A 20,177-nucleotide genomic window follows, 5' to 3' on the forward strand; every position below is an offset into this window, starting at 1 on the left:
GGAGGGGAACGATGACCGATCCGTTCGGTGTGCGCACCGAGGAGCTTGCGGCCATTTCCAAGACATGGCTGGGCGAGACCCTGCACATCAACGACATGCCCTGGTCGGCATTCGAGGATGCCTCAGGAGCGGGCAGCGAGGTGCTCGCGGCAATCCGCGATACCGCCTCGCCCGGCATCAAGGCGATGTCGTCGATTGCCCGCAGGTTCTCCGATATGGCTGGTCTGGTCGATACCTTCTCGGCCAACGTGACGACCCAGGACGTGACGACGGCAAGTTCCTTCGACGCGCTCAAGCCACGCTGATGCGCCCGACCATCAGCCAACTGCGCGGTTGGAATCTCGACGCGCTCGGCAAGGCCGCCGACGCGGCACGCGACAACGCGCGGACTCTGGACGCGTCGCTGGACTCCTGCGACCGGGTGTTCAACGATGCCTCGGGCTGGTACGGCAAGACGCATGATGCGGCGAAGATCAAGGTCGATCAGGAACTCGATCACGGCCGTGAGGTCCGAAATGTGTTGAATCGCATTTCCGATGACGCTGAGGACGCCGCGCGGACCCTCAAACACGCCAAGGACTTCACCCTGCAGGACGTGGATGGCGCGATCGCCGAGGGATTCACGGTGACCGATACCGGCGAGGTCAGTCATCCCGATGCCAAGAAGGCTCAGGCCGCCGCCGATCACCAGCGCCGGATCCAGTCCGGTCTCGACGAGCTCGCGCGCCTGGACGACATGTACGGCAAGAAGCTTCGGGAAGCCGCCGACGACCTGGACAAGATGCGCGACGGGCAACCCGACGTCACGCTCCCGTCGGGAGAACGGGTCGATCCCGACGCGTTGGTGGACCGTGTCGCGAAGATGAGTCCCGACGAGCGTGCGGCCTTTTTGGCGACGCTGTCCCCGGACGTTGTGGACGCCATGGTGATCGCCAACCCCGAGGTGATGGGCAACAGCGACGGGGTTCCCTTCGACACCAGGATCGCGGCGAACGAGATCAACATCCGCAACGCGCTCAGCGACGAACTACAGAAACAACCACCCGATCAGGCCAGGGTGAACCAGCTGCAAGACATGCTCAAACCGATGGAAGATCCGTTGGTCACCCGGCCCGCCGATGCCGGTCCAGGGGACTACCTGGTGGACCGCAAGTACGTCATGTTCTCCACCCAGGGCAACGGCCGCATGATCGAAATGATCGGCGATATCAAGCCGGGCATCAACGGCGTCGGAGTGATCGTCCCCGGTACCAACACCAACCTCAATGGGAGCGGTTCCAACCACGAGTCGGCGGTCAAGCTGGCCAAGGAGAGCGGATCGCCGATCTTCTTGTATCTGGGCGGCGATTTCCCCCAGGGGCTCGACAAGGCGGCCGATCCCTCCTACGCGGCGGCGATGGCGCCGAAGCTGGTCGACTTCGGTCATGAGGTGGACCGGGCGGTGGGGCAGAACGCGCCGGGAACACCGGTGACATACGTGGGGCATTCGTACGGTGGCGCCATCGTGGGAACGGCCGAGCAGATGGGGCTGCGTGCCGACCGCATTCTGCACGCGTCGTCGGCGGGTACGGGCATTCTGCCCGGTGGGTACACGGACCCGAATCCCAATGTGCAGCGCTACTCCATGACGGCACCTGGCGATCCGATCGCGCTCGTGCAGTCCCTGCCGCGTGATGTGCGGCTCTCCGATATCCCTGGTGTGGACCAGATCCCGGGGATACCGCACAACGTGGAAGGACGGGTCGGCAACCCGCTGGGCGGACTGCCGTCGGCGACCGACCCGGACAAGATCCCCGGTGTGACGCGGCTCGACACCGGCTATTACGGGGAATTCGGCAAGCATCCGAATCAGGTCATCGTGGGCCCCGATGGTCACGGAAGCTATTGGGATGACCCGAATTCGGATGCCTTCCACAACATCGCCGCAGTGATCGGCGGCGGTGAGGCGACGGCGTATGTGGAGCGGGGCATCCAGACGAATTACGTGGACATCAATGTCGGCGATGACGGAAACTTCCGGGCCGAGGCGTGGGACCAATCACGTGCGGCGGCAGGCGCCAAGGTGCCCAATCTCCCATGGGACGATCCGGGAACCGTTGACCGGCGCCAGCACCCCTGGGACAACCCGAGAGTGACCGATCATCCGGAACACGGCCAGAGAATTCAGGTGAAATGAGGCCTCTGACAACGATTGTGGCTCTGCTGGCGCTCGCGTCGGCAACCGCGTGCGAAGGACCGGGCACCGGGTCGACGAAAACGACAAGTGAGGACACGATGCAACCCATCACGTTGACGGTCACCGAAGCCGCGCGGATCACCGCCGGTTACGTTTCGCTCGTCTCCGGGCAGGAGGTGGATCCCAGCCCGGATCGCGTGGAGAAGGTCGGTTGCCTGACCAACAAGGAATCGTTGATGAGCGATGGGCCGCCGTGGAAGGTGCGCCGCCAGTGGTGGGTGGACAACCCTGGGCAAGAGTTGATCAATGGTGCCATGGGACGATTGGATTCGCTTGCGGCTCAGGGATTTGAGCGCCAGCCATGGACCCGGCCCGACCCGGAACCGTCGAACACCAAGACGTACCACGACGCGCGCGGCTATGTGGTGGGCGCCCGGGCCTACACCACAGCGGGCGGGCGAGATCTGTTCGAGGTCACCGTGATGTCGCCCTGCGCCAACGAAGGCTAGCGGTAGGTCACCAGATCGCGATTGCCGCCATCACCGATCAGGTGGGTGTGGTCGTTGAAGGCGAGCAGGCTCACCCCACGCTTACCGTTGACCAGTGAGGTGATCGAGGAATTGATTACTACACGTTGTGCGGTAAGCCAATTCGAGACGTCTCCGCTCCACAGGTCCGCGACGATCATGCCGATGACACCGGCCGAGGTGGCCACCACGGTGTCGCCGTCGAGTGCGGTGGCGTCGGCCATGGCGGCCAATACTCGCTGTTGGAATCGGGTGTAGCTCTCGGCGTATTCGCCGGACGAATCGGTGCTTGCCCACTGTGCCAGGCCATCCTCCAGGATGGCCTGGGTGTTTCCCTTAGCGAGGCTCTTGACGGTGCTGACCGATGCCAGCCGGCGCATCCGTGCGTTGCCGACGATCTCCTTGTAGTCGTATTCGTCCCAGCGGTCGTCCTGCTGCGGCGCACTCCCCAATGCCAGCGCGATCGCCTCGGCGGTCTGGCGTTGCCGCTTCATGCCGCCGTGCAGGACCCGGACGCCGCCGAGGCCGCGCCGCGCGAGTTCGGCCGCCACGGTGTCGGCCTGCCGTTGCCCGGTGCCGGTCAGCGGGCTATCGGGGCTGCTCGAGTAGTTGGCAGCCTGACCGTGCCGGACCAGGTAAATGACGCCCATGCAAGGAATCGTATCGACTAGTCACCATCGAGGACCCTGCGCTTCTCCGCCTCGAACTCGGCTTGGCTGAGCGCACCGGAATCACGCAGGGCGGCAAGAGACTTCAACTGTTCGATGCGCACACCGTCGTCGGTGGGGAAGTGGGGGCTTGCCGTGTGTGGGGCCGTAGCTGGCGCGGGGCGACCGGTTCGCGATCGGGCCAGCACGTATGCGATCCAACCGAGCATCGCGACTCCCAGCAGCCCGGAGAAAAGCCAGGTCAGATACCAGTAAGGGCTACCGTGCCCGAATGCGAGGCGTGGGTTGACGAATCCGTTGATATCCCCGTCCACCTGCACGTCGTAGGTGGCGGTGGCCGGGATCTGCACTACCCATACCCGCCGGTGCGCATCTCCGTTGACCGTTGTGGAGCCCCCGATGCTCTCGCGTACCTGGGGCTCGGCCAGTCCGGCCGGTGGAAAGATCGACATGCCGAGCTGGGGGATGGGCAGTCCGTTGTCGCCCGAGACCCAGGAGTGGAAGCTGACGGTCACCTCGCCGGCGGGTAGTTCCAGCTGTGTGGTGCCCGGAATTCTCACCTCGCCGTAGGCGTCGAATTTGTCGAGCACGAACACATTGAGGATCAGCGTGGCGATCACGCCCGCCACACCGCATACCGTTACAGCACTGAGTGCCAGCAGGCCTATGCGGCTCCGACTCATGCGGCGAAGTCTGTCACGCGCCGCGCCCGTACCTCATAGCATCGGACAGATGGACTTCGCCCCGTCTGCCCGTGCCGCCGAACTGACCACCGCCGTCCGCGAGTTCATCGACGGGGAAATCATGCCGGTGGAGCGCGCGGTGCTGGCCCACCACGACGAGTTATTGGGTGCACGCGCAGGCACGACCGCCGAGCTGTGGCAGGTCCCCTCCGGGCTGGATGCGCTGAAGACGAAGGCTCGTGCCGCGGGTCTGTGGAACCTCTTCCTGCCCGATCCCGCGTTGGGTGGCGGGCTATCGAATTCCGAGTACGCGCCGTTGGCCGAGCAGATGGGCCGGTCATTGTTCGCGCCCACGGTATTCAATTGCAATGCACCGGATTCCGGAAACATGGAGGTCTTGCACCGATACGGCAGTCAAGAGCAGAAAGAGGTGTGGCTCGAACCGCTGTTGGAAGGCGATATCCGCTCGGCCTTCTGCATGACCGAACCCGACGTCGCGTCCTCGGATGCCACGAACATGGCGGCCACCGCTGTCATCGACGGCGACGAGGTGGTGATCAACGGGCGCAAATGGTGGAGCACCGGTGTCGGCCACCCCGATTGCAAGGTGATCATCTTCATGGGGCTGACCGACCCCAACGCGCACCGGTACGCACGCCACTCCATGGTGCTTGTCCCGGTGGACACCCCCGGCGTCACCATCGAACGAATGCTGCCCACCATGGGCTTCTACGATGAGCCCGGCGGGCACGGCGTGGTCTCGTTCGAGGATGTGCGGCTCCCGGTTGATGCGTTCATCGCGGGGCCGGGCAAGGGATTCGAGATCGCGCAGGGCAGGCTAGGGCCGGGTCGGGTGCATCATGCGATGCGGCTGATCGGCCTGGCCGAAGTGGCGTTGGAGCACGCCTGCCGACGCGGGCTGGATCGCACCGCGTTCGGAAAACCCTTGGTCAATTTGGGCGGAAACCGTGAGCGCATCGCCGACGCGCGCATCGCGATCAACCAGACGCGGCTACTGGTGTTGCATGCGGCGTGGCTGTTGGACACCGTGGGCATCATGGGCGCGCTGTCGGCGGTTTCCGAGATCAAGGTCGCTGCCCCCAACATGGCCCAGCAGGTCATTGATATGGCAATCCAAATCCACGGCGGCGGAGGACTTTCCAATGATTTCCCGTTGGCGGCTGCTTGGGTCAACGCGCGGGCGTTGCGGTTGGCCGATGGCCCCGACGAGGTGCATCGGGGCGTGGTCGCCCGCATCGAACTGGCGAAATACGCTAGCGAGTGACGGTGAGTGCGTAGCGCATGCCGCGATGCAGGCTCGCGCCCACCAACAGGCCGAGCGCGATCGAGAAGATCGCCATGCACGTGTCCAGCAGCGCGGTGAGATTGGCATGACCTGTCGCGGCCACCTCACTGACATTCACAAAACTGAGCGCCCCCGGTACCAGGCACCAAAAGGCGGCCAGTAACAACACAATTGCCGACGGGGCGCCCTTGAACCGGGCCGCGAACAGGGCGAAGGGAACAACAGCGACCGCTCCGATGAAGCCCGTCATCGCGGGGGCAAGGAACAAGCCGCCGAGTCGTTGCCCCAGCATGGCGACGCCGATGGCCAACACCAGCCAGATCAGCGATCCACGCGGCGCTGACTTATAGAGGTAGAACCCGACGGCGATCACCGGCACCGCCAGCGCGATCGTCCAACTGCCCAGCGGGGGGCCCAGCGGCGAAGGTTCCGGTGGTCCAGCGACTTTCACGCCGATCACCACACCCAGCGCCAGCAGCATCAACTGCGCCATTCCGTACACGATGCGGGTGGAACCCGCCATCAGCTGGGTACTGGTCAGCTCCAGTGCGCCGATGGTCAGCGTCATGCCGGGCAACACCGCGATCAAGGCGGGGGCCAGCACGCGTGCCAGCCCCTCGCTGGGCACGTTCGCGACGATGAACGTGCTGATCACCGTCACCACGAAGGCGGCGACGGCCGGCATGGTGGCGGCAAGGGTGGGCATGGGATTGGTCGCCAGCATCAGCACGCCGACGATCAGGCCCAGCACCAGATATGCGGGTAGAGCCGAGGATGTGGGAGCCAATGCCAACCCGAAGCCGAGTGTCAGGATGGTGTGGCCCATGACGGTGACGAGGGCTCCGAAACGTGGCTTCAGACATCTGATCTGGTAGATCCGCGCGATCGCGTCGGTGGGTGCGATGGCGCCGGCGACAGCCATATCCGCGATGGCGTCGATGTGGCCGGCCTGATCCAACTGCGCGGTGTTGCGGGTGGACTCCTCGACTTCCAATTGCCCGGTGACACCGTCGATCTGGATGATCAGCACGGTCGGCAGTACGACCGCCCGCAGCTCCTTGTCGGTGTATTGCGGTGCGATGTCATGCAATTTGGCGAGCACCAGGTTGGTGGGCTGGCCGACCTCCAGCATCGCGATGCCGAGCATGCGCAGCATGGTGACCACTTCGGCGTCCGGGAAACTCTTCGCGTCAGCCAGCGGTACCGGCTTGTCCTTGAGGGTCTTGCGGACAAGAGCCAGCGCGCGTCCACGCCGGGGCAGCGCTGTCATGCGCCGACTCTAGTCGGCGGTCAGGCCCGCAGGTTCTTCTTCGCGGCACGCCTGAGCTGAATAATGCGCACGATTCCCACCAGTGCCGTCAAGAGCGCACCCGCGACGGCGGCGATGAGCACCGTCACTCCCAACGGGAGATTGAGGTGCCAGGCCAGGAACGTCGTGGTGACCGGGTTCATGTTCTGAGTGATGAAGATCAGCAGCAGGATCAGGATGAGCAGGCCGAGGATTACGCCGGTCCACGTGGCCGCCGCGCGAGTCCGCGTGACCGCGTCCTCTTTTTTCTTCGGTCTGGTGGGCACGGAGTTCGCGGGCAGGGGCGGCTGCTCCCCGACAGGGATTTCGGTTGATGAGTCGGCAACCGGAGAGTCCGGTGCCGTACCGGGGTCACTGGTCATGAGTTCATCATTTGCTACATCCGCGATGATTGCAAGCGTAGGAGGCCGGCTTTCGCGGAAGAGACCAACTTGCCGCCGCGAAAGGCCGACCCTCCACGCAGGTCAGGCGCGGATAGTGCCTCGGCCCGCAATGACAGGAAGATCCAGCGGCGTCAGGAAGCCTGGCTTAGCGTCGATAACCGCTGGTATTGCGTTGATGGCTCGCATTCCGGTAGCCAGGCAGCCGCCGATGGCTCCGTCGCCGCTGCGCTCATCACGGAAGACGGTCTCCTGGGTGATGTTCGGGCTGCCCTTGATTTCGATGCGGTAGGCGTCGTTGTCCACGGACTGCGCTCGCGGCCAGTGCGGCGCGGTGTCGTTGGTGATCCGGTTGACGTGTTCGATCACGATCTTGGGCTCACCGCCCACCCAGCCGCGGATCTCGAACCGCACGGCAGCGCAATGCCCCGCCGCGATGGTGCCGGTGTTGGGCTCGGCCCCGTAGTTGATCTCGCTTGGAGTGGCCCACTTTTCGTAGACGGTGTCGATCTTGTCGAGTTTCACCCCGACGGCATCGGCGATCATGGGAATCGTGTGCCCCCACGCCAGGATCAGGACCTCGGGGATTTCCAGCACCGCCGGCTGATCCATCGGGGCGCCAAGGCCCATCGGGGTGCTGAAATCGCCGTTGTAGTACTGGTAGTCGAGAAGCTCTTGTACCAGCACAGAATCCACGCGTCCACCTACGCCGAGCAGCGTCATCGGGAACAAGTCGTTGGCAAAACCCGGGTCGATTCCGGTGGTGAAACAGGAGGTTTGACCGTCGTCGCAGGCCTGCTTGATATCGGCGAGCATCTCGGGCGGGCACACCTGCGGGTACACCCATGGCGTCATCGCGGTGGAGACCACGTTGTGCCCGCTGCGTAGCGCGCGGGACATGTTGTCGATGTTCTCCAACGCGTATTGCGCGGTGGGGCCGAAGTAGGCGACGGTGCCCTCGGTGCCCAGCGCGGCATCGATATCGGTGGTGGCGGCCAGCCCGACCGGGTGGCCACCGACCAGGGTGCCGACGTCCACGCCGTTCTTGGCCGGATCGTGCACCAGGACGGCGGCCAGCTCGAAGACCGGATGGTCCAGTAGCTCGCGAATCACCAGCTTGCCGACAACTCCTGTGCCCCAGACGATGACGGGATACTTGTCGCTCATGCGAAAAACTCTCCTGCGTTGACGAATAGTGTCTGCCCGGTCACCATCCGGGCCCGGTCGGATGCGAAGAACACCACCGCGTCGGCGACGTCCTCATCGGCGGGCATCTCGCCCAACGGAAATTTGGCGGTCAGTTCGGCTAGCACTTCCTCTTGAGTGATGCCGCGCTGCTGGGCGACCAGACCGATATACAGCTGAATCGGCGGCCCGTACATCCACGTCGGTACCACCATGTTGAGACGAATCTTGTGCGGCCCCAGCTCCTTTGCCAGCTGGTACATCGCGTTCTGCAGGGCCCCTTTGGACGTCGCGTAGGCGGACTGCGGCAACTGTGGATGGAAGGCCGATTGCGAACCGATGAAGACGACCGATCCGCCCTGTTTCTTCAGCTGCGGTACGGCGGCCTGAACGAGCTGCAGCGTGCCGACCACATTGGTGTTCAGCATGGCCTGCCACTGCGCCAGATCCGCGCCCTCGATACCGCCGAACACGTCCTCCTTGGCAGCGACATTGACCAGTGTGTCCACCGCGCCGAACTTTTCGACGGCGGTGTCGATGAGGCCCTGGCACGCGGACGCGTCGGTGATGTCGGTGACCGCCCAGGCGGCGGTACCGCCCGACCCATCCAGTTCGGCGGCCAGCTTTTCGAGGTTCTCTTGAGTGCGGGCGCCGAGCACCACCTTCGCGCCGTCCTGGTGCGCTTTCAGCGCGACCTCGCGCCCCAACCCGGTACCCACACCGGATATCACCACCGTTTTTCCGGAAAGAAGCCCTGTCATCGGCCGCCCTTCTGTCTGTGACCCACGCCTCAACGTTACACAGTGTTACGATATTTGCAATGAGTACCGACGAGATGCCTCTGGGCAGGGGCCGCCGCCGCAGCACCGACATCGACACCAAGGCGCTTGCTGCCGCGCGCGAGCTCCTGACGGAGCAGGGGTGGGAGGCCACCACCATGGTTGCGATCGCCGATCGGGCCGGGGTTGGTAAGCCGGCGTTGTATCGACGGTGGCCGTCTCGTGCGCACCTGGTGTTCGAGGCGGTGTTCGGGTGGACGGCTCCCACTCAGGAGATGAGTGCCGCCGCGGGGGTTGGCGATTGGGTCCGCCAATCCTGCTCGTACACAGCCGAACTGTTTCAGCGTCCCGATGTCATCGCGGCGGCGCCCGGCCTGCTGGGCCAGATGCGCACCGATCCCGAGCTGGGGCAGGCCCTGTGGGGCAGCTTCGGCGCCACCGGTGCCGAACTGCTGTCACGGGTGATGCGCGCGCAGCGTCCCGAGGTTGATCAGCAGGACGCGCAGGACCGGGCCAACGCGGTCATGTTCATGATCATCGGAGCGAATATGCTCGCCCGGCAATTGCTACCCGGCGAGCAGGCGGAGGCTGTGATCAAATATTTGCCAGAGCTACTGGCAGGGCCGGGTGAAAGCCCCGGGGCCGCCCAGCCATCCGATTAGCCACCGCAATCTTCCTGACGGCAATGCCAGGCGGGTGAACGGTTGCCCGGTTACTGTCGGAGGATGCGCAGGGCCGCACGAGTGCTCGCTGCCGTCATGGCGGCGTTTGTCTTCGGTGGCTGCGGCAGCGCCAATCCCCTGGGTGGAGGCCCGCTTTCGGGCGATCTGAACACCTTGATCGTCGGCTCGGCGGACTTCCCCGAATCAAAGACCGTAGCCGAGCTGTATGCGCAGATATTGCAGACCAATGGCTTTCACATCACCAAGCAGCTGGGCATCGGTAGCCGGGAAACCTACATCCCGGCGGTCAAGGACCATTCGATCGACCTCATCGCTGATTACACCGGAAACCTGCTGCGCTACTTCGATCCGGAAGCCACCGCTACCAAACCCGATGACGTTGAACTTGCGCTGCTGCGCAGGCTGGATGGCGACTTGGACATCTTGGCTCCGTCACCGGCATCGGATGCCGACACGTTGTGCGTCACCCGAGCGACAGCGGATAAGTGGAATCTGCGTTCCATCGGCGACCTCGCGGCGCACTCGCAGGAAGTGAAGGTCGGGGCGCCCTCGGAATTCCTGCATCGCAGCGTCGGTCTGGCCGGGCTGAAAGCCAATTACGGCTTGGACATCCCAGAGTCGCGGTTCGTAGCCATCAGTGACGGCGGCGGCCCGGCGACGGTCAGGGCGTTGGTGGACGGGACCATCACGGCGGCCAACATCTTCAGCACCTCGCCGGCGATCGCCGAGCATGACCTGGTGGTTTTGGCTGATCCCAAGTTCACCTTTCCGGCGGGCAATCTGGTGCCCTTGGTCAACGCGCAGAAGAAGTCCGAGAAATTGAAGAGGGTGCTCGACGCGCTGTCGGCGCGATTGACCACCCAGGACCTCACCGGCCTCAACGCGGCGGTATCCGGCAACAATGGTGTCGACCCCAAGGAAGCGGCACAGAAATGGTTGACGGACAAGGGCTTCGACAAACCGATAGGTGTGTGACCGCTTGATCACCTTCGAGAACGTCACCAAGCAATACCCCGACGGGACCACAGCGGTCGACGATCTCAACCTGCACGTGGACAAGGGATCGTTCACCGTGTTTGTGGGGCCGTCGGGATGCGGCAAGACCACCTCGATGCGGATGATCAACAGGATGACCGACGCCACCTCGGGTGTGCTGACCGTCGACGGAGCGGATGTCCGGACGGTGGACCCAGTCAAACTGCGGTTGGGCATCGGGTATGTCATTCAGAACGCCGGTCTGATGCCGCACCAGCGCGTTATCGACAATGTGGCCACTGTGCCGGTGCTGCGCGGCGAATCCCGGCGCACGGCCCGGAAATCCGCGCTCGAGGTACTCGAGCGAGTGGGGCTCGATCCAAAACTGGCCACCCGGTATCCGGCGCAACTTTCCGGAGGCCAACAGCAGCGTGTGGGGGTGGCACGGGCGCTGGCCGCCGATCCGCCGATCCTGCTGATGGACGAACCCTTCAGCGCCGTGGACCCCAACGTGCGCGACGACCTACAGGCCGAGATGCAACGACTCCAGGCCGAGCTCAACAAGACCATCGTCTTCGTCACACACGATATCGACGAGGCCGTCAAACTGGGCGATAAGGTGGCGGTCTTCGGGCCCGGCGGTGTGCTGCAGCAATACGATGAGCCTGAACGTGTGTTATCCAATCCGGCAAGTGATTTCGTGGCCGGATTCATCGGGCGCGACCGCGGCTATCGAGGCCTACAGTTTCATGAGGCGAGTGAGGTGCCGCTCTATGAGATCAGACAGGTACGTGAGCCGCAGATCGGTGATCTCACCATCGCGCCAGGTGACTGGGTACTTGTCTGTAATCCTGACGGCACTCCGTACGGGTGGATGGACGATGCCGGCGTGGCTGTCTACCGATCGGGAAAGTCTTTGTATGACAGTGTGATTGCGGGAGGCTCACTGTTCGCTCCGGACGGAACCCTGCGGCAGGCGCTCGACGCCGCGCTGTCCTCGCCGTGCGGACTGGGGGTGGCGGTCGATACCGACGGGCGCGTCCGCGGCGGCGTCCGTGGTGACGATGTGTTGATGGCACTGGACCGGCAGCGCCGCAACGGACAGCGGTGAGATGCGTTACCTCTTCACTCATCTCGGCGACGCGTGGCAGTTGTCGTTGATCCACCTGCGGCTGTCGCTGGTACCCATTCTTATCGGGCTGGTTATCGCAATCCCCGCGGGCGCATTGATTCATCGGCACCGCGTCGCGCGGCGGGTGACGACGGTGATCGCCAGCGTCGTGTTCACCATTCCCTCGCTGGCATTGTTCGTCGCGTTACCGTTGATCATTCCGACCCGGATACTCGATGAGGCCAACGTGATGGTGGCGCTCACGCTCTACACCACGGCGCTGCTCATCCGCGCGGTGCCGGAGGCGCTGGATGCCATCGCCCCGCAGATCCGGGATGCGGCCACCGCGGTGGGATACCGGCCCCTGGCCCGCCTGGTCCGGGTCGAGTTGCCGCTGTCCGTCCCGGTATTGGTGGCAGGGTTGAGAGTGGTTGCCGTCACGAATATTTCGATGGTCTCGGTGGGTTCGGTGATCGGTATCGGTGGCCTGGGAACCTGGTTCACCGAGGGGTACCAGGCCAACAAGAGCAGCCAGATTATCGCGGGTATCGTCGCGATTTTTCTGCTGGCGGTCATGGTGGACTCACTGCTGGTGATGCTGGGGCGCGCGGCCACGCCGTGGGCCAGGGCAACGAAGGCCGTTGGTGCCGCATGAATTTTCTTTCCGACGCGCTGAGCTACATAGGCACCGCTTCTCATTGGACAGGCACCAGCGGCCTGGGCGTGAGGATCGGCGAGCACCTGGAATACACCGCGATGGCGCTGCTGGCGGCGGTGGTGATCGCGGTGCCGCTGGGGTTGTTCATCGGGCATACCGGTCGTGGCACCTTCCTGGTGGTTAGCGCGGTGAACGCGCTGCGGGCCCTGCCGACGCTGGGCGTGCTGCTGTTGGGTGTGCTGCTGTGGGGGCTGGGCCTGGTGCCCCCTACGGTGGCGCTGCTGCTGTTGGGCGTGCCGCCGCTCCTGGCGGGCACCTACTCGGGCATCGCGAATGTGGACCGCACCGTGGTGGAGGCGGCCCGGGCCATGGGGATGACGCAGCGCCAAGTGTTGTTCGGTGTCGAGGTGCCCAACGCGCTGCCGCTCATTCTGTCCGGGCTGCGCACGGCGACCCTGCAGATCGTCGCGACCGCGACCGTGGCCGCTTACGCCAGTCTGGGCGGGCTCGGCCGGTATCTCATCGACGGCATCAAGGTCCGGCAGTTCCATCTGGCGCTGGTCGGCGCCATCATGGTGACCGCGCTGGCGCTGCTGCTCGACGCGGTGCTTGCTCTCGCGGTGTGGTTGTCGGTCCCGGGCACCGGACGGCTGCGCCCGGTGCCCGTCCTGCCGGATCGCGAAGGACACGTTCGGTACCCGGATGGCGGCGTGTCCGCGGGCGCAACGCCGCGCTCGCCGGGTTAGCCCGGCCGCTAGGGGCTCAAGAGGAAGCCAATTTGCGCGGTCGCCTACGGTAGACGGGTGAATACCCCCGAGGCGACTGGGCCTGCCGTGCTGACCTGGCGCGCCCACGACGCGTCGCGCATGGAATCCACCAGGGTCCAACTATCGGGCCGCCGTATCCGTGCGCATGGCCGTTTTGTAGCCGGCGCGTCCGACGCCCACCCCGCGTTCAGCGCCTCATATGACCTGGTGACCGATGAAACCGGCTCCACCAATCGGCTGTCGTTGTCCACCACAGTTGCCGAGCGGGAACGCCAGCTGTCGATCGCCCGGGACGAAGAGGGCATGTGGACCGTGCAGAACCATGAGGGCGCCACCCGCTCCGCGTTCGACGGCGCGCTCGACGTCGATGTGGTGTTCAGCCCCTTCTTCAACGCGCTGCCGATCCGTCGCACCGGTCTCTACCAGCAGGAAGGCAGCGCGGTGCTGCCTGTGGTCTACGTGACCCTGCCGGATCTGGGGGTCAGCCCCGCCACCATCAGCTACCGCAACGACGGCACCGGCATCAAGGTTGTCTCGCCGGTGGCGGACACCACCGTCACTGTCGACGACGAAGGCTTTCTGCTGGAGTACCCCGGACTGGCCGTCCGGATCTAGGGCACCTGCCGCAGCACGCCGCCGGCCCGGCCGGCTTCGGCCAGCCGCTCGCGCCAGTTGGCGTCGTGCCGGCTGATGCCGCTGATATCGAACCGTTCGTGCGCCTCATAGCGCTGGCGCGCGGCATGGCCGGCCTCGACGAGTAGCTCCACCGAGTTCTCGGCGTTCAGGGTGTTCCAGGTGGCTGCCAGCAGCGCCATGGCCTCTTCCAGGGCGGGGAGGACGCCATGGGGGTTGGATTCGCACATCGCGCGCACCAGCGACGGATCGGTGGCGGCCACCCGGGTGCCGTCCCGGAATGAGCCGGCGGCCAGGGAGTAGGCCAGTGGTACTCCGTCGGCGGTCACCGCGAGCGCCTCAGCGAGAAGATGTGGCAGGTGCGAGATGGCCGCCGCCGCCGAATCGTGTTCATCCGAACGCGCCGGAACCACCACGGACCCGCAATCCAGGGCCAGTTGGGTCACCTGGGCGAAGACCTGCGGATCCACACCGTCATCGACGCTGACCACCCAGGTGGCGCCGCGGAAGAGCTGGGCGTCCCCGGCGCTCCAGCCGGATTCGGTGGTTCCTGCCATGGGATGGCCGCCGACGAATTTGTGCGCCAAGCCGTGTTCGGACACCTCTTGCAGGACAGCTGATTTCACACTGGTGACGTCGGTGAGTGGGCACTCGGGAGCCAGCTCCGCGATGCGGGTGAGCAGCGGGGCCAAAGCCGGAACCGGTACTGCGAGCACGATCAGAGCCTGGGCGTTGCGGGCCCGCCGCAGGGCCAGGTCCAGGTCGGCGGTGGCGTCGTACCCGGAGGCCCGTGCGGCGTCGGCGCCCTCGGCGGAGCGGTTGTATCCCCAGACGTGACGGCCGGCGGCGGTGGCCGCGCGCATGAGCGAGCCGCCGATGAGCCCGAGGCCAAGTACGCAGATCGGGGGGCGTTGGTGGTCGTGTTCGGCGACGTTCACCTCATCAGGTTGGCATACGTGACCAAATGGGTTGTGGTCACAACACGGGGTGTGGCATTACCGTATTGCCCATGGACGCACAGCGCGCAAAGGCCGCAGGGCCCAGTGCCGAGAGCCTGGAGGGCTTCGGTGTGGCCGTCGTGCGTGAGGAAGGTCGTTGGCGGGTCACCTCGCTGAAGGCCGGGGCGCTCACGGATTTGGCGGCGGCCGAGACCGAGCTGCGTGAATTGCGCAGCGCCGGTGCGGTCTTCGGCCTGCTGGATGTTGACGAGGAATTCTTCATCATCATCAGGCCTGCGCCGTCGGGGACTCATCTGCTGATTTCCGACGCCACGGCCGCCATCGACTATGACATCGCCGTCGAGGTTCTTGACAGGCTGAATGTTCCTGTCCCGGAGCTCGATCCTGATGAGCTCGACGAGGTTGATCCGTGGGAAGAAGGCGATCTGGGCCTGCTTTCCGATATAGGTCTGCCCGAGCCGGTGCTCAGCGTCATCCTCAGTGAGACCGATCTCTACCCCGACGAGCAGCTCGGCATGATCGCCGCCCGCATGGGTTTCGCCGATGAGTTCGGTGCGGTGCTCGACAAGCTGGATCGGTGACATTTCCCGACGATGAGGCGCTGATTCGCGCCGCGCTGACGGCCGCCCGCGCGGCGGGTGCCGACGACGTGCCGATTGGCGCGGTGATCTATGCCGCCGACGGAACCGAATTGGCGCGCGCCGCCAATGCACGTGAGCGCCTTGGCGATCCGACGGCCCATGCGGAGGTGCTGGCGTTGCGGGAGGCTGCCGCCAAGCATGGTGACGGTTGGCGATTGGAGGGGGCGACCCTGGCGGTGACCGTGGAGCCGTGCACCATGTGCGCGGGGGCTCTGGTTCTCGCGAGAGTGCACCGGGTGGTGTTCGGGGCGTGGGAGCCCAAAACCGGGGCTGTGGGATCGCTGTGGGATGTGGTGCGGGATCGCCGTCAGGCCCATCGCCCCGAAGTGCGAGGCGGTGTGCTGGAGCACGAGTGCGCGGCACTGCTGGAACAGTTCTTCGCCGCGAAAAGATAAGTGGCCCGCCCGGCGCGATCAGGGGTCGGGTCTCGCGCCGGACGGGCCGTATTTAGGGAGTCCTAGCGGTGCCAGTCGTTGCCGCGGTCGGGTCCACGATCAGGTCCATGGTCATCGCGATGATCATCGGGTCGCCAGTCGCGGCCATGGTCGTCGCCATCGCGGTCGCGGTGGAAGTCGTCGTGGCATTCGCCTCCTTCCCAGTTGAAACCCCAGATCGGGTTCCAGAACTCACCGGGACACCAGTGGTAGTTAGGGGCCGGTGCTGGCGCGGCGTTGGCAGTGGCGGCCAACCCGAGTCCACCTGCGGCGATGGCAGCGGATGCGGCAATTCCAACGAGTATTTTCACGGCATCAGCAAAGCATTGTTAACTGGCAATACGTGCCCTCTATTCGTACAAAATGCTGTAAATACGCTGTTATTCATGCAGTTTCGCGCATGAAACAGATCTCGTCGACAACGAGTCGGTCTCAAATAGCAAACAATCCCACACGCCGGGGGTGTTCCGGCGGGCGGGATTGTTTGCGAGCTAGATGTGGTTACGGCCTCCAGTCGCGACCGTGATCATGCCAATCGCCACGATCGTGGTCGTGCCAGTCGCCGCGGTCGTCACCACGCCAGTCGCGGTCATGCCGGTCGCCGTCGCGATCGCGGTGCCAGTCGTCGTGGCACTCTCCGAATTCCCAGTTGAATCCCCAGATGGGATTCCAGAACTCGCCCGGGCACCAGTGGTACGTGGGAGCGGGTATGGCGGGTGCCGCGTTGGCGGTGGCCGCGAGGCCAAGTCCGCCGGCCGCGATGGCTGCCGAGGCAGCGATGCCTACGAGGATTCTCATTGGTCAGGGCCTTCCCATCGTGATTGAGTCGATCTCCTTCGTGCCGATGCCGTTGTGGCATTGCTGCCGCACGCCGTCCGCCCGCCCCGACGAGGCGGCCGCCGTGATGTCAACGAGAACCTGCACAAGCAAGATGGAAAGCCACATTCCTGAGAGCCGCGCCGCTGTTTTCGTAGAGCACGCTGGGAGTTTTCTGTCAGCCATGCGTTCTCATGCATATGGGGGGTGTGTTGCTAACACTGCCGGTCCCGGGTGCGATAAAGCACTTTCATCTGCGGTCACGCGCGGGCGGCGGCGGATAGCCGGATCAACCGATTGGGGGATAGGGCCTTGCTGCCTGTAGTCTTCTCGGCGGTGGCGTGTCCGAGCGGCCTAAGGAGCACGCCTCGAAAGCGTGTGACGGGTAACCCCCGTCCGAGGGTTCAAATCCCTCCGCCACCGCAGGTCAGGGGCGGTTTTCGAGAGATTCGAGAGCCGCCCCTGAAACATCAATCCCCCCAATTCCCCACATCAGGTGCCAGAATGACGTGGGGAATTGGTGCAGAGTTACCGCAGAAAGAAGCCCCCGTGGACATCCACGAGGGCTTCTTGGGTTCCAGCCTTTCGTCACTGCTCAACGCGCTCGTACTCGACTCCCAGCTCGTCCAGCACGGCCCACGCAGGGTGCGCCTCGCAGCCACATTGGTTTTCCACCGCCATCACCTCCTTCCTCATCAGATGACTCTCGTCTCCCCGTGCGGCTCACCCTTGACCTGAATCTCGGGGGAATCCCAGCCACCGAACCGTCCCGCGTTCTCGGAGTCCTGATCCCCCAGCGCCTCAGCACCAGCAGCTCCCACATCCCCCACCCGAGCCAGCTCCCCCAGCGTCTTCCGAGTCTCCGCCAACGCGGCTTCCAGAATCGACGCATGGCCCGCTCTCATGCCCACCGACGACACCGTGGGCAAGGCGCTCACCGCCTCCCGCGCCGACTGCGCGACTCCACGATGGAGCTGAACTACAGGGTCACCGCTCGTTGCGACTGTTCCTGACATCACTTCTTTCCTCTCTTGAGATTGGGACTGACCCAGCTCGTCACCACGTCGGCCTCCCACGGGGATCCCGCCCGCTGGCCCTCGGATGACCCGTTACCCGCCGCCTCCTTCGTCGGACGGCGGTCGGCCCCATCGACCAGCGGGTCGGGGCTATCGAGTGGCCCCTGTTGCGCCTCGGCCAACAGGGCTCGGGCATGGGCCAGACTGTGCTCCAGGATGTCCGCGTGGTCGGGGTGGAGCCCCTCGGTCTTCAAATCGGGAATCGTCTTCATCTTCTATCTCCTTATGCCACTTGCCTTCTCGATTGATTGAGACTCGTGTACTTCTGGCTGGCGTACACGGCTTCTCCCCACCGTCCCCAGCTCATCGCTTCTGCGGCGTCCGAGAGATACCACCTGGCGAGTCCATCGAGATACCCAGTGGGCTGCGTGCCGACCCACCTGGCCGACCGAAGCCGAGCCGACTCGACATCCAACTCGCTGCATCCCGTGCTCCCAATCGACGCACGAGCGAAAGTGGACAGAGCTTCATCATCCGTCACATCATCACGACCACGAAATACCTTGCAAGCCAATAATTCCCCGCCCTCAACGAGTGCCTGGTACTGCTCGACGGTCTGGCTGCTCTCCCCGCCCGGAACGGTGCTCAGCACCTGCTCGATGGCCCATCCACGGGGGATGAGGGAGGTGAGTTTGTCGGTGACCATGAGGGAGCCAGCCAGCTCGGACGTGGCTGGCGTGTTGGGCATTTCGTCCAGCGGGATGACCCCGTGGGGCAGGAGAACATCATGGGGATGAATGGATAGGGCGTCCGCTGTCACGTAGACGGTTCTGTGCTCCAGGCCCCGCCTGATGCTGGCGACGGTGAGGGGCTGAGACCAGTTGGACTGGTCGAACTGCTGGCGGAGCGTGGCCAGCACGAGGTGCAGATGAGCCTCGCCATCGGGCAGCTCGGAGATGAAAAGAGCTGGGATGTAGGTGGTCTCGGACTTGGGGAGGTCGAGGCCAGGAGCCAGGCCGTATGTCCGTTGCAGCCAAGCCAAGTCGGCCACGGGGCCACGAGCTGGTGGTGGACTCTGGGCAGGAGCGGGAGCCGCTGGGCTGGACGGGGCTGGTGTCCCCTGAGACGTGGGAACGCCCTGGGTGACGGGTGGCGGGGTGAGACCCCCGCCGATGGGCGCGAGCCCTCCTGGAGTCACGGGGCTCATGGGAGGTGCGCCACTGGTGCCAGGTGTGATGCCCGTGGACACGGGAACAGTCGGCGTGGCGGGTACCGCGCTTGCGACGGGGAGCTGATGTCCTACCGAGCTGGTGACCGCCGTGGCGATGTCCGCTGCAGCTGTGGGGATGTTCGGGAGTTCGATGGACGGAATGCGCGGAAGCACTGGTGATTTCGTGGTCTGGTGCTGCTCGGACGGTTGGGGAACCTGCTGCTGACCAGCGGGAGCGCTGGTGGTGCCCGACGCCGAGCCGTGCGAGGAACCAGTTCCGCTCGGAGCCGTGGTGTTGCCCGATGGGCCACTCCCTGAGACGAGATTGGCCAGTGTGGGATTCATGGCATGCGTCGGCGCGCTTAGCGTGCTGGGCGTCCCTGGCACACTGGGCGATTCGGCACTCGATAGGGTACTCGTGGCGCGAGGCATTTCAGGCAAGCGCTGCGGCTCGACGTGAGGCCCCTCCCCCGTGATGCTGTGGTGAACAGCCGCCTGCTCGACGGTGGGAGTCGCGGATGCAGCCGCGCGGACATAAGTCGGGGTGCGAGATGCGCCAGGGTCACCCACGAGTGAGTGCCCGATACCGTCCAATTCTGTCGCGAGTGTTGCCGCCACAGAGCCGATTTCACCACGGTAGTGGTCGGTGAGGGTGGCCGATGATGGGGTAACGGGGGTGCCCGCAAGTTCGGAGTTGAAGGCATCACGGATTTCGCTTGTGCCTGTGGATACAAGTTGTCGGATACGGCGCTTGGCTCCCTCAATCTTGGTTGCGGCATCGGTCATCCATGCAGAGACGGTGGTGAGACTGCGGGCGTGCTCGCCCAATTGTTCTGACACCGAGGCGTACCCGCCCGATACCGACTCCGCTGTTCTTCCTCTCTCATCGACCATCTTGGACTCTGCGTCCGCCGCACTTTGCGCCTGCGCGGACGCGGCTGTCGAGGCATCGCCTGCGGCGACCTCTGCCGAGCGGTAGGACTGCTCACTCTCGGTTGGCCAGGAATGCCCGATCAGGGAGTATGGGTCATCCGTGGGCTTCTGGAGGTCTGGTATTGGAGTCACTATCGGCACCCCTCGGGATAGTCACCGTCAACTGGGTCTGCGATGTCATGCCCGTCCAACAGCTCGCTCTTCACATGAGCCACGTACCGCTCAAACCCCTTGCCCTCAGCCATATTCGCGTCACTGGCAGTCGGATGGTCACTAATGTCGGCGCGGGTAATGGCTAGAGCCTGCGTCACCCACCCGAGCTTCGTCC

25 protein-coding genes and 1 tRNA gene are annotated in these 20,177 nt (G+C 64.7%); 13 read left to right on the forward strand and 13 right to left on the reverse strand.

The window, feature by feature from the left end:
* Positions 1-11 precede the first annotated feature (11 nt).
* The 3 genes from ABG82_RS01530 to ABG82_RS01540 are packed head-to-tail and all read left to right on the forward strand — an operon-like array spanning position 12 to position 2,685.
* Positions 12-305: a hypothetical protein gene (locus ABG82_RS01530; RefSeq protein WP_043079842.1), complete on the forward strand. Its 294-nt coding sequence runs from the start codon at positions 12-14 to the stop codon at positions 303-305.
* Positions 305-2,176 carry an alpha/beta hydrolase gene (locus ABG82_RS01535; protein WP_043079841.1) on the forward strand — a complete coding sequence of 624 codons (1,872 nt, stop codon included), beginning with the start codon at positions 305-307 and terminating at the stop codon, positions 2,174-2,176. Before ABG82_RS01530 ends, ABG82_RS01535 begins: the two co-directional genes overlap by 1 nt.
* Positions 2,173-2,685: a hypothetical protein gene (locus ABG82_RS01540; protein WP_043079840.1), complete on the forward strand. Its 513-nt coding sequence runs from the start codon at positions 2,173-2,175 to the stop codon at positions 2,683-2,685. The genes ABG82_RS01535 and ABG82_RS01540 overlap by 4 nt, the downstream gene beginning before the upstream one ends.
* On the opposite strand, the gene ABG82_RS01545 is transcribed toward ABG82_RS01540, so the two are convergent.
* Positions 2,682-3,353, reverse strand: a complete 672-nt coding sequence (locus ABG82_RS01545; RefSeq protein ID WP_043079839.1) for a histidine phosphatase family protein — start codon at positions 3,351-3,353, stop codon at positions 2,682-2,684. The genes ABG82_RS01540 and ABG82_RS01545 overlap by 4 nt on opposite strands.
* 17 nt (positions 3,354-3,370) lie before the next feature.
* Complete coding sequence (locus tag ABG82_RS01550; RefSeq protein WP_043079838.1) at positions 3,371-4,054, reverse strand: SHOCT domain-containing protein; 684 nt, start codon at positions 4,052-4,054, stop codon at positions 3,371-3,373.
* Positions 4,055-4,103: 49 nt separating this feature from the next.
* Between ABG82_RS01550 and ABG82_RS01555 the strand changes: the two genes are divergently transcribed.
* On the forward strand, positions 4,104-5,339 hold the full coding sequence (locus ABG82_RS01555) for an acyl-CoA dehydrogenase family protein (RefSeq protein WP_043079837.1): 1,236 nt from the start codon (positions 4,104-4,106) through the stop codon (positions 5,337-5,339).
* On the opposite strand, the gene ABG82_RS01560 is transcribed toward ABG82_RS01555, so the two are convergent.
* The 4 genes from ABG82_RS01560 to ABG82_RS01575 form a co-directional block, all read right to left on the reverse strand.
* Positions 5,329-6,630, reverse strand: coding sequence for a threonine/serine exporter family protein (locus ABG82_RS01560; RefSeq protein ID WP_043079836.1), 1,302 nt, complete (start codon positions 6,628-6,630; stop codon positions 5,329-5,331). The two genes, ABG82_RS01555 and ABG82_RS01560, sit on opposite strands and share 11 nt — an antisense overlap.
* 20 nt (positions 6,631-6,650) lie before the next feature.
* Positions 6,651-7,031 (reverse strand): LapA family protein, encoded by a 381-nt coding sequence (locus ABG82_RS01565; protein ID WP_043079835.1) that lies wholly within the window; start codon positions 7,029-7,031, stop codon positions 6,651-6,653.
* Positions 7,032-7,133: 102 nt separating this feature from the next.
* A complete protein-coding gene (locus ABG82_RS01570; protein WP_043079834.1) occupies positions 7,134-8,216 on the reverse strand; it encodes an NAD(P)H-dependent amine dehydrogenase family protein in 1,083 nt (360 codons plus the stop codon).
* Positions 8,213-8,995: an SDR family oxidoreductase gene (locus tag ABG82_RS01575; RefSeq protein WP_043079833.1), complete on the reverse strand. Its 783-nt coding sequence runs from the start codon at positions 8,993-8,995 to the stop codon at positions 8,213-8,215. The genes ABG82_RS01570 and ABG82_RS01575 overlap by 4 nt, the downstream gene beginning before the upstream one ends.
* Positions 8,996-9,054: 59 nt before the next feature.
* On the opposite strand from ABG82_RS01575, the gene ABG82_RS01580 reads away from it, so the two are divergent.
* From ABG82_RS01580 to ABG82_RS01605, 6 genes are all read left to right on the forward strand, one after another.
* Complete coding sequence (locus tag ABG82_RS01580) at positions 9,055-9,675, forward strand: TetR/AcrR family transcriptional regulator (RefSeq protein ID WP_043079832.1); 621 nt, start codon at positions 9,055-9,057, stop codon at positions 9,673-9,675.
* A 63-nt stretch (positions 9,676-9,738) separates the two neighbouring features.
* A complete protein-coding gene (locus ABG82_RS01585; RefSeq protein WP_043079831.1) occupies positions 9,739-10,671 on the forward strand; it encodes an ABC transporter substrate-binding protein in 933 nt (310 codons plus the stop codon).
* A gap of 4 nt (positions 10,672-10,675) precedes the next feature.
* A complete protein-coding gene (locus ABG82_RS01590) occupies positions 10,676-11,782 on the forward strand; it encodes an ABC transporter ATP-binding protein (protein WP_043079866.1) in 1,107 nt (368 codons plus the stop codon).
* Position 11,783: 1 nt separating this feature from the next.
* Entirely contained in the window at positions 11,784-12,437 is a 654-nt protein-coding gene (locus ABG82_RS01595; protein ID WP_043079830.1) for an ABC transporter permease, read from the forward strand.
* The gene (locus tag ABG82_RS01600; RefSeq protein ID WP_043079829.1) at positions 12,434-13,186 is read left to right on the forward strand and encodes an ABC transporter permease; all 753 of its coding nucleotides are present in this window, start codon (positions 12,434-12,436) and stop codon (positions 13,184-13,186) included. Before ABG82_RS01595 ends, ABG82_RS01600 begins: the two co-directional genes overlap by 4 nt.
* 87 nt (positions 13,187-13,273) lie before the next feature.
* Positions 13,274-13,822 (forward strand): putative glycolipid-binding domain-containing protein, encoded by a 549-nt coding sequence (locus tag ABG82_RS01605; RefSeq protein ID WP_043079828.1) that lies wholly within the window; start codon positions 13,274-13,276, stop codon positions 13,820-13,822.
* Here the strand turns inward: ABG82_RS01605 and ABG82_RS01610 are convergent.
* Entirely contained in the window at positions 13,819-14,778 is a 960-nt protein-coding gene (locus tag ABG82_RS01610; protein ID WP_078343375.1) for a prephenate dehydrogenase, read from the reverse strand. The two genes, ABG82_RS01605 and ABG82_RS01610, sit on opposite strands and share 4 nt — an antisense overlap.
* Before the next feature lie 71 nt (positions 14,779-14,849).
* Here ABG82_RS01610 and ABG82_RS01615 point away from each other — a divergent pair, with 71 nt between their 5' ends.
* Together ABG82_RS01615 and ABG82_RS01620 are read left to right on the forward strand one after the other, a co-directional pair.
* Complete coding sequence (locus ABG82_RS01615) at positions 14,850-15,380, forward strand: tRNA adenosine deaminase-associated protein (protein WP_043079827.1); 531 nt, start codon at positions 14,850-14,852, stop codon at positions 15,378-15,380.
* On the forward strand, positions 15,377-15,835 hold the full coding sequence (locus ABG82_RS01620) for a nucleoside deaminase (protein ID WP_043079826.1): 459 nt from the start codon (positions 15,377-15,379) through the stop codon (positions 15,833-15,835). The genes ABG82_RS01615 and ABG82_RS01620 overlap by 4 nt, the downstream gene beginning before the upstream one ends.
* A gap of 62 nt (positions 15,836-15,897) precedes the next feature.
* Here the strand turns inward: ABG82_RS01620 and ABG82_RS01625 are convergent, their stop codons facing one another.
* Complete coding sequence (locus tag ABG82_RS01625; protein ID WP_043079825.1) at positions 15,898-16,185, reverse strand: hypothetical protein; 288 nt, start codon at positions 16,183-16,185, stop codon at positions 15,898-15,900.
* A gap of 190 nt (positions 16,186-16,375) precedes the next feature.
* Positions 16,376-16,672 carry a hypothetical protein gene (locus ABG82_RS01630; protein WP_043079824.1) on the reverse strand — a complete coding sequence of 99 codons (297 nt, stop codon included), beginning with the start codon at positions 16,670-16,672 and terminating at the stop codon, positions 16,376-16,378.
* A 353-nt stretch (positions 16,673-17,025) separates the two neighbouring features.
* Between ABG82_RS01630 and ABG82_RS01635 the strand changes: the two genes are divergently transcribed.
* A tRNA-Ser gene (locus ABG82_RS01635) sits at positions 17,026-17,113 on the forward strand.
* Positions 17,114-17,385: 272 nt separating this feature from the next.
* On the opposite strand, the gene ABG82_RS01640 is transcribed toward ABG82_RS01635, so the two are convergent.
* The 4 genes from ABG82_RS01640 to ABG82_RS28775 are packed head-to-tail and all read right to left on the reverse strand — an operon-like array spanning position 17,386 to position 20,160.
* On the reverse strand, positions 17,386-17,706 hold the full coding sequence (locus ABG82_RS01640) for a hypothetical protein (RefSeq protein ID WP_165589737.1): 321 nt from the start codon (positions 17,704-17,706) through the stop codon (positions 17,386-17,388).
* Positions 17,706-17,978: a hypothetical protein gene (locus ABG82_RS01645; RefSeq protein ID WP_043079823.1), complete on the reverse strand. Its 273-nt coding sequence runs from the start codon at positions 17,976-17,978 to the stop codon at positions 17,706-17,708. Before ABG82_RS01645 ends, ABG82_RS01640 begins: the two co-directional genes overlap by 1 nt.
* Before the next feature lie 11 nt (positions 17,979-17,989).
* The gene (locus ABG82_RS01650) at positions 17,990-19,981 is read right to left on the reverse strand and encodes a hypothetical protein (RefSeq protein ID WP_234708101.1); all 1,992 of its coding nucleotides are present in this window, start codon (positions 19,979-19,981) and stop codon (positions 17,990-17,992) included.
* Positions 19,981-20,160: a hypothetical protein gene (locus ABG82_RS28775; RefSeq protein WP_043079863.1), complete on the reverse strand. Its 180-nt coding sequence runs from the start codon at positions 20,158-20,160 to the stop codon at positions 19,981-19,983. Before ABG82_RS28775 ends, ABG82_RS01650 begins: the two co-directional genes overlap by 1 nt.
* Positions 20,161-20,177 lie beyond the last annotated feature (17 nt).

The sequence above is a fragment of the Mycobacteroides immunogenum genome, from assembly GCF_001605725.1.
Classification (GTDB): Bacteria; Actinomycetota; Actinomycetes; order Mycobacteriales; family Mycobacteriaceae; genus Mycobacterium; species Mycobacterium immunogenum.

Excerpts from the sequence above, each read along its gene's own strand:
- ABG82_RS01570 (WP_043079834.1), bottom strand. The coding sequence starts at position 8,216 with ATGAGCGACAAGTATCCCGTCATCGTCTGGGGCACAGGAGTTGTCGGC.
- ABG82_RS01640 (WP_165589737.1), bottom strand. The coding sequence starts at position 17,706 with ATGTCAGGAACAGTCGCAACGAGCGGTGACCCTGTAGTTCAGCTCCAT.
- ABG82_RS01530 (WP_043079842.1), top strand. The coding sequence starts at position 12 with ATGACCGATCCGTTCGGTGTGCGCACCGAGGAGCTTGCGGCCATTTCC.
- ABG82_RS01550 (WP_043079838.1), bottom strand. The coding sequence starts at position 4,054 with ATGAGTCGGAGCCGCATAGGCCTGCTGGCACTCAGTGCTGTAACGGTA.
- ABG82_RS01615 (WP_043079827.1), top strand. The coding sequence starts at position 14,850 with ATGGACGCACAGCGCGCAAAGGCCGCAGGGCCCAGTGCCGAGAGCCTG.
- ABG82_RS01630 (WP_043079824.1), bottom strand. The coding sequence starts at position 16,672 with ATGAGAATCCTCGTAGGCATCGCTGCCTCGGCAGCCATCGCGGCCGGC.
- ABG82_RS01575 (WP_043079833.1), bottom strand. The coding sequence starts at position 8,995 with ATGACAGGGCTTCTTTCCGGAAAAACGGTGGTGATATCCGGTGTGGGT.
- ABG82_RS01540 (WP_043079840.1), top strand. The coding sequence starts at position 2,173 with ATGAGGCCTCTGACAACGATTGTGGCTCTGCTGGCGCTCGCGTCGGCA.
- ABG82_RS01585 (WP_043079831.1), top strand. The coding sequence starts at position 9,739 with ATGCGCAGGGCCGCACGAGTGCTCGCTGCCGTCATGGCGGCGTTTGTC.
- ABG82_RS01555 (WP_043079837.1), top strand. The coding sequence starts at position 4,104 with ATGGACTTCGCCCCGTCTGCCCGTGCCGCCGAACTGACCACCGCCGTC.
- ABG82_RS01545 (WP_043079839.1), bottom strand. The coding sequence starts at position 3,353 with ATGGGCGTCATTTACCTGGTCCGGCACGGTCAGGCTGCCAACTACTCG.
- ABG82_RS01535 (WP_043079841.1), top strand. The coding sequence starts at position 305 with ATGCGCCCGACCATCAGCCAACTGCGCGGTTGGAATCTCGACGCGCTC.
- ABG82_RS01595 (WP_043079830.1), top strand. The coding sequence starts at position 11,784 with ATGCGTTACCTCTTCACTCATCTCGGCGACGCGTGGCAGTTGTCGTTG.
- ABG82_RS01565 (WP_043079835.1), bottom strand. The coding sequence starts at position 7,031 with ATGACCAGTGACCCCGGTACGGCACCGGACTCTCCGGTTGCCGACTCA.
- ABG82_RS01645 (WP_043079823.1), bottom strand. The coding sequence starts at position 17,978 with ATGAAGACGATTCCCGATTTGAAGACCGAGGGGCTCCACCCCGACCAC.
- ABG82_RS01600 (WP_043079829.1), top strand. The coding sequence starts at position 12,434 with ATGAATTTTCTTTCCGACGCGCTGAGCTACATAGGCACCGCTTCTCAT.
- ABG82_RS01580 (WP_043079832.1), top strand. The coding sequence starts at position 9,055 with ATGAGTACCGACGAGATGCCTCTGGGCAGGGGCCGCCGCCGCAGCACC.
- ABG82_RS01560 (WP_043079836.1), bottom strand. The coding sequence starts at position 6,630 with ATGACAGCGCTGCCCCGGCGTGGACGCGCGCTGGCTCTTGTCCGCAAG.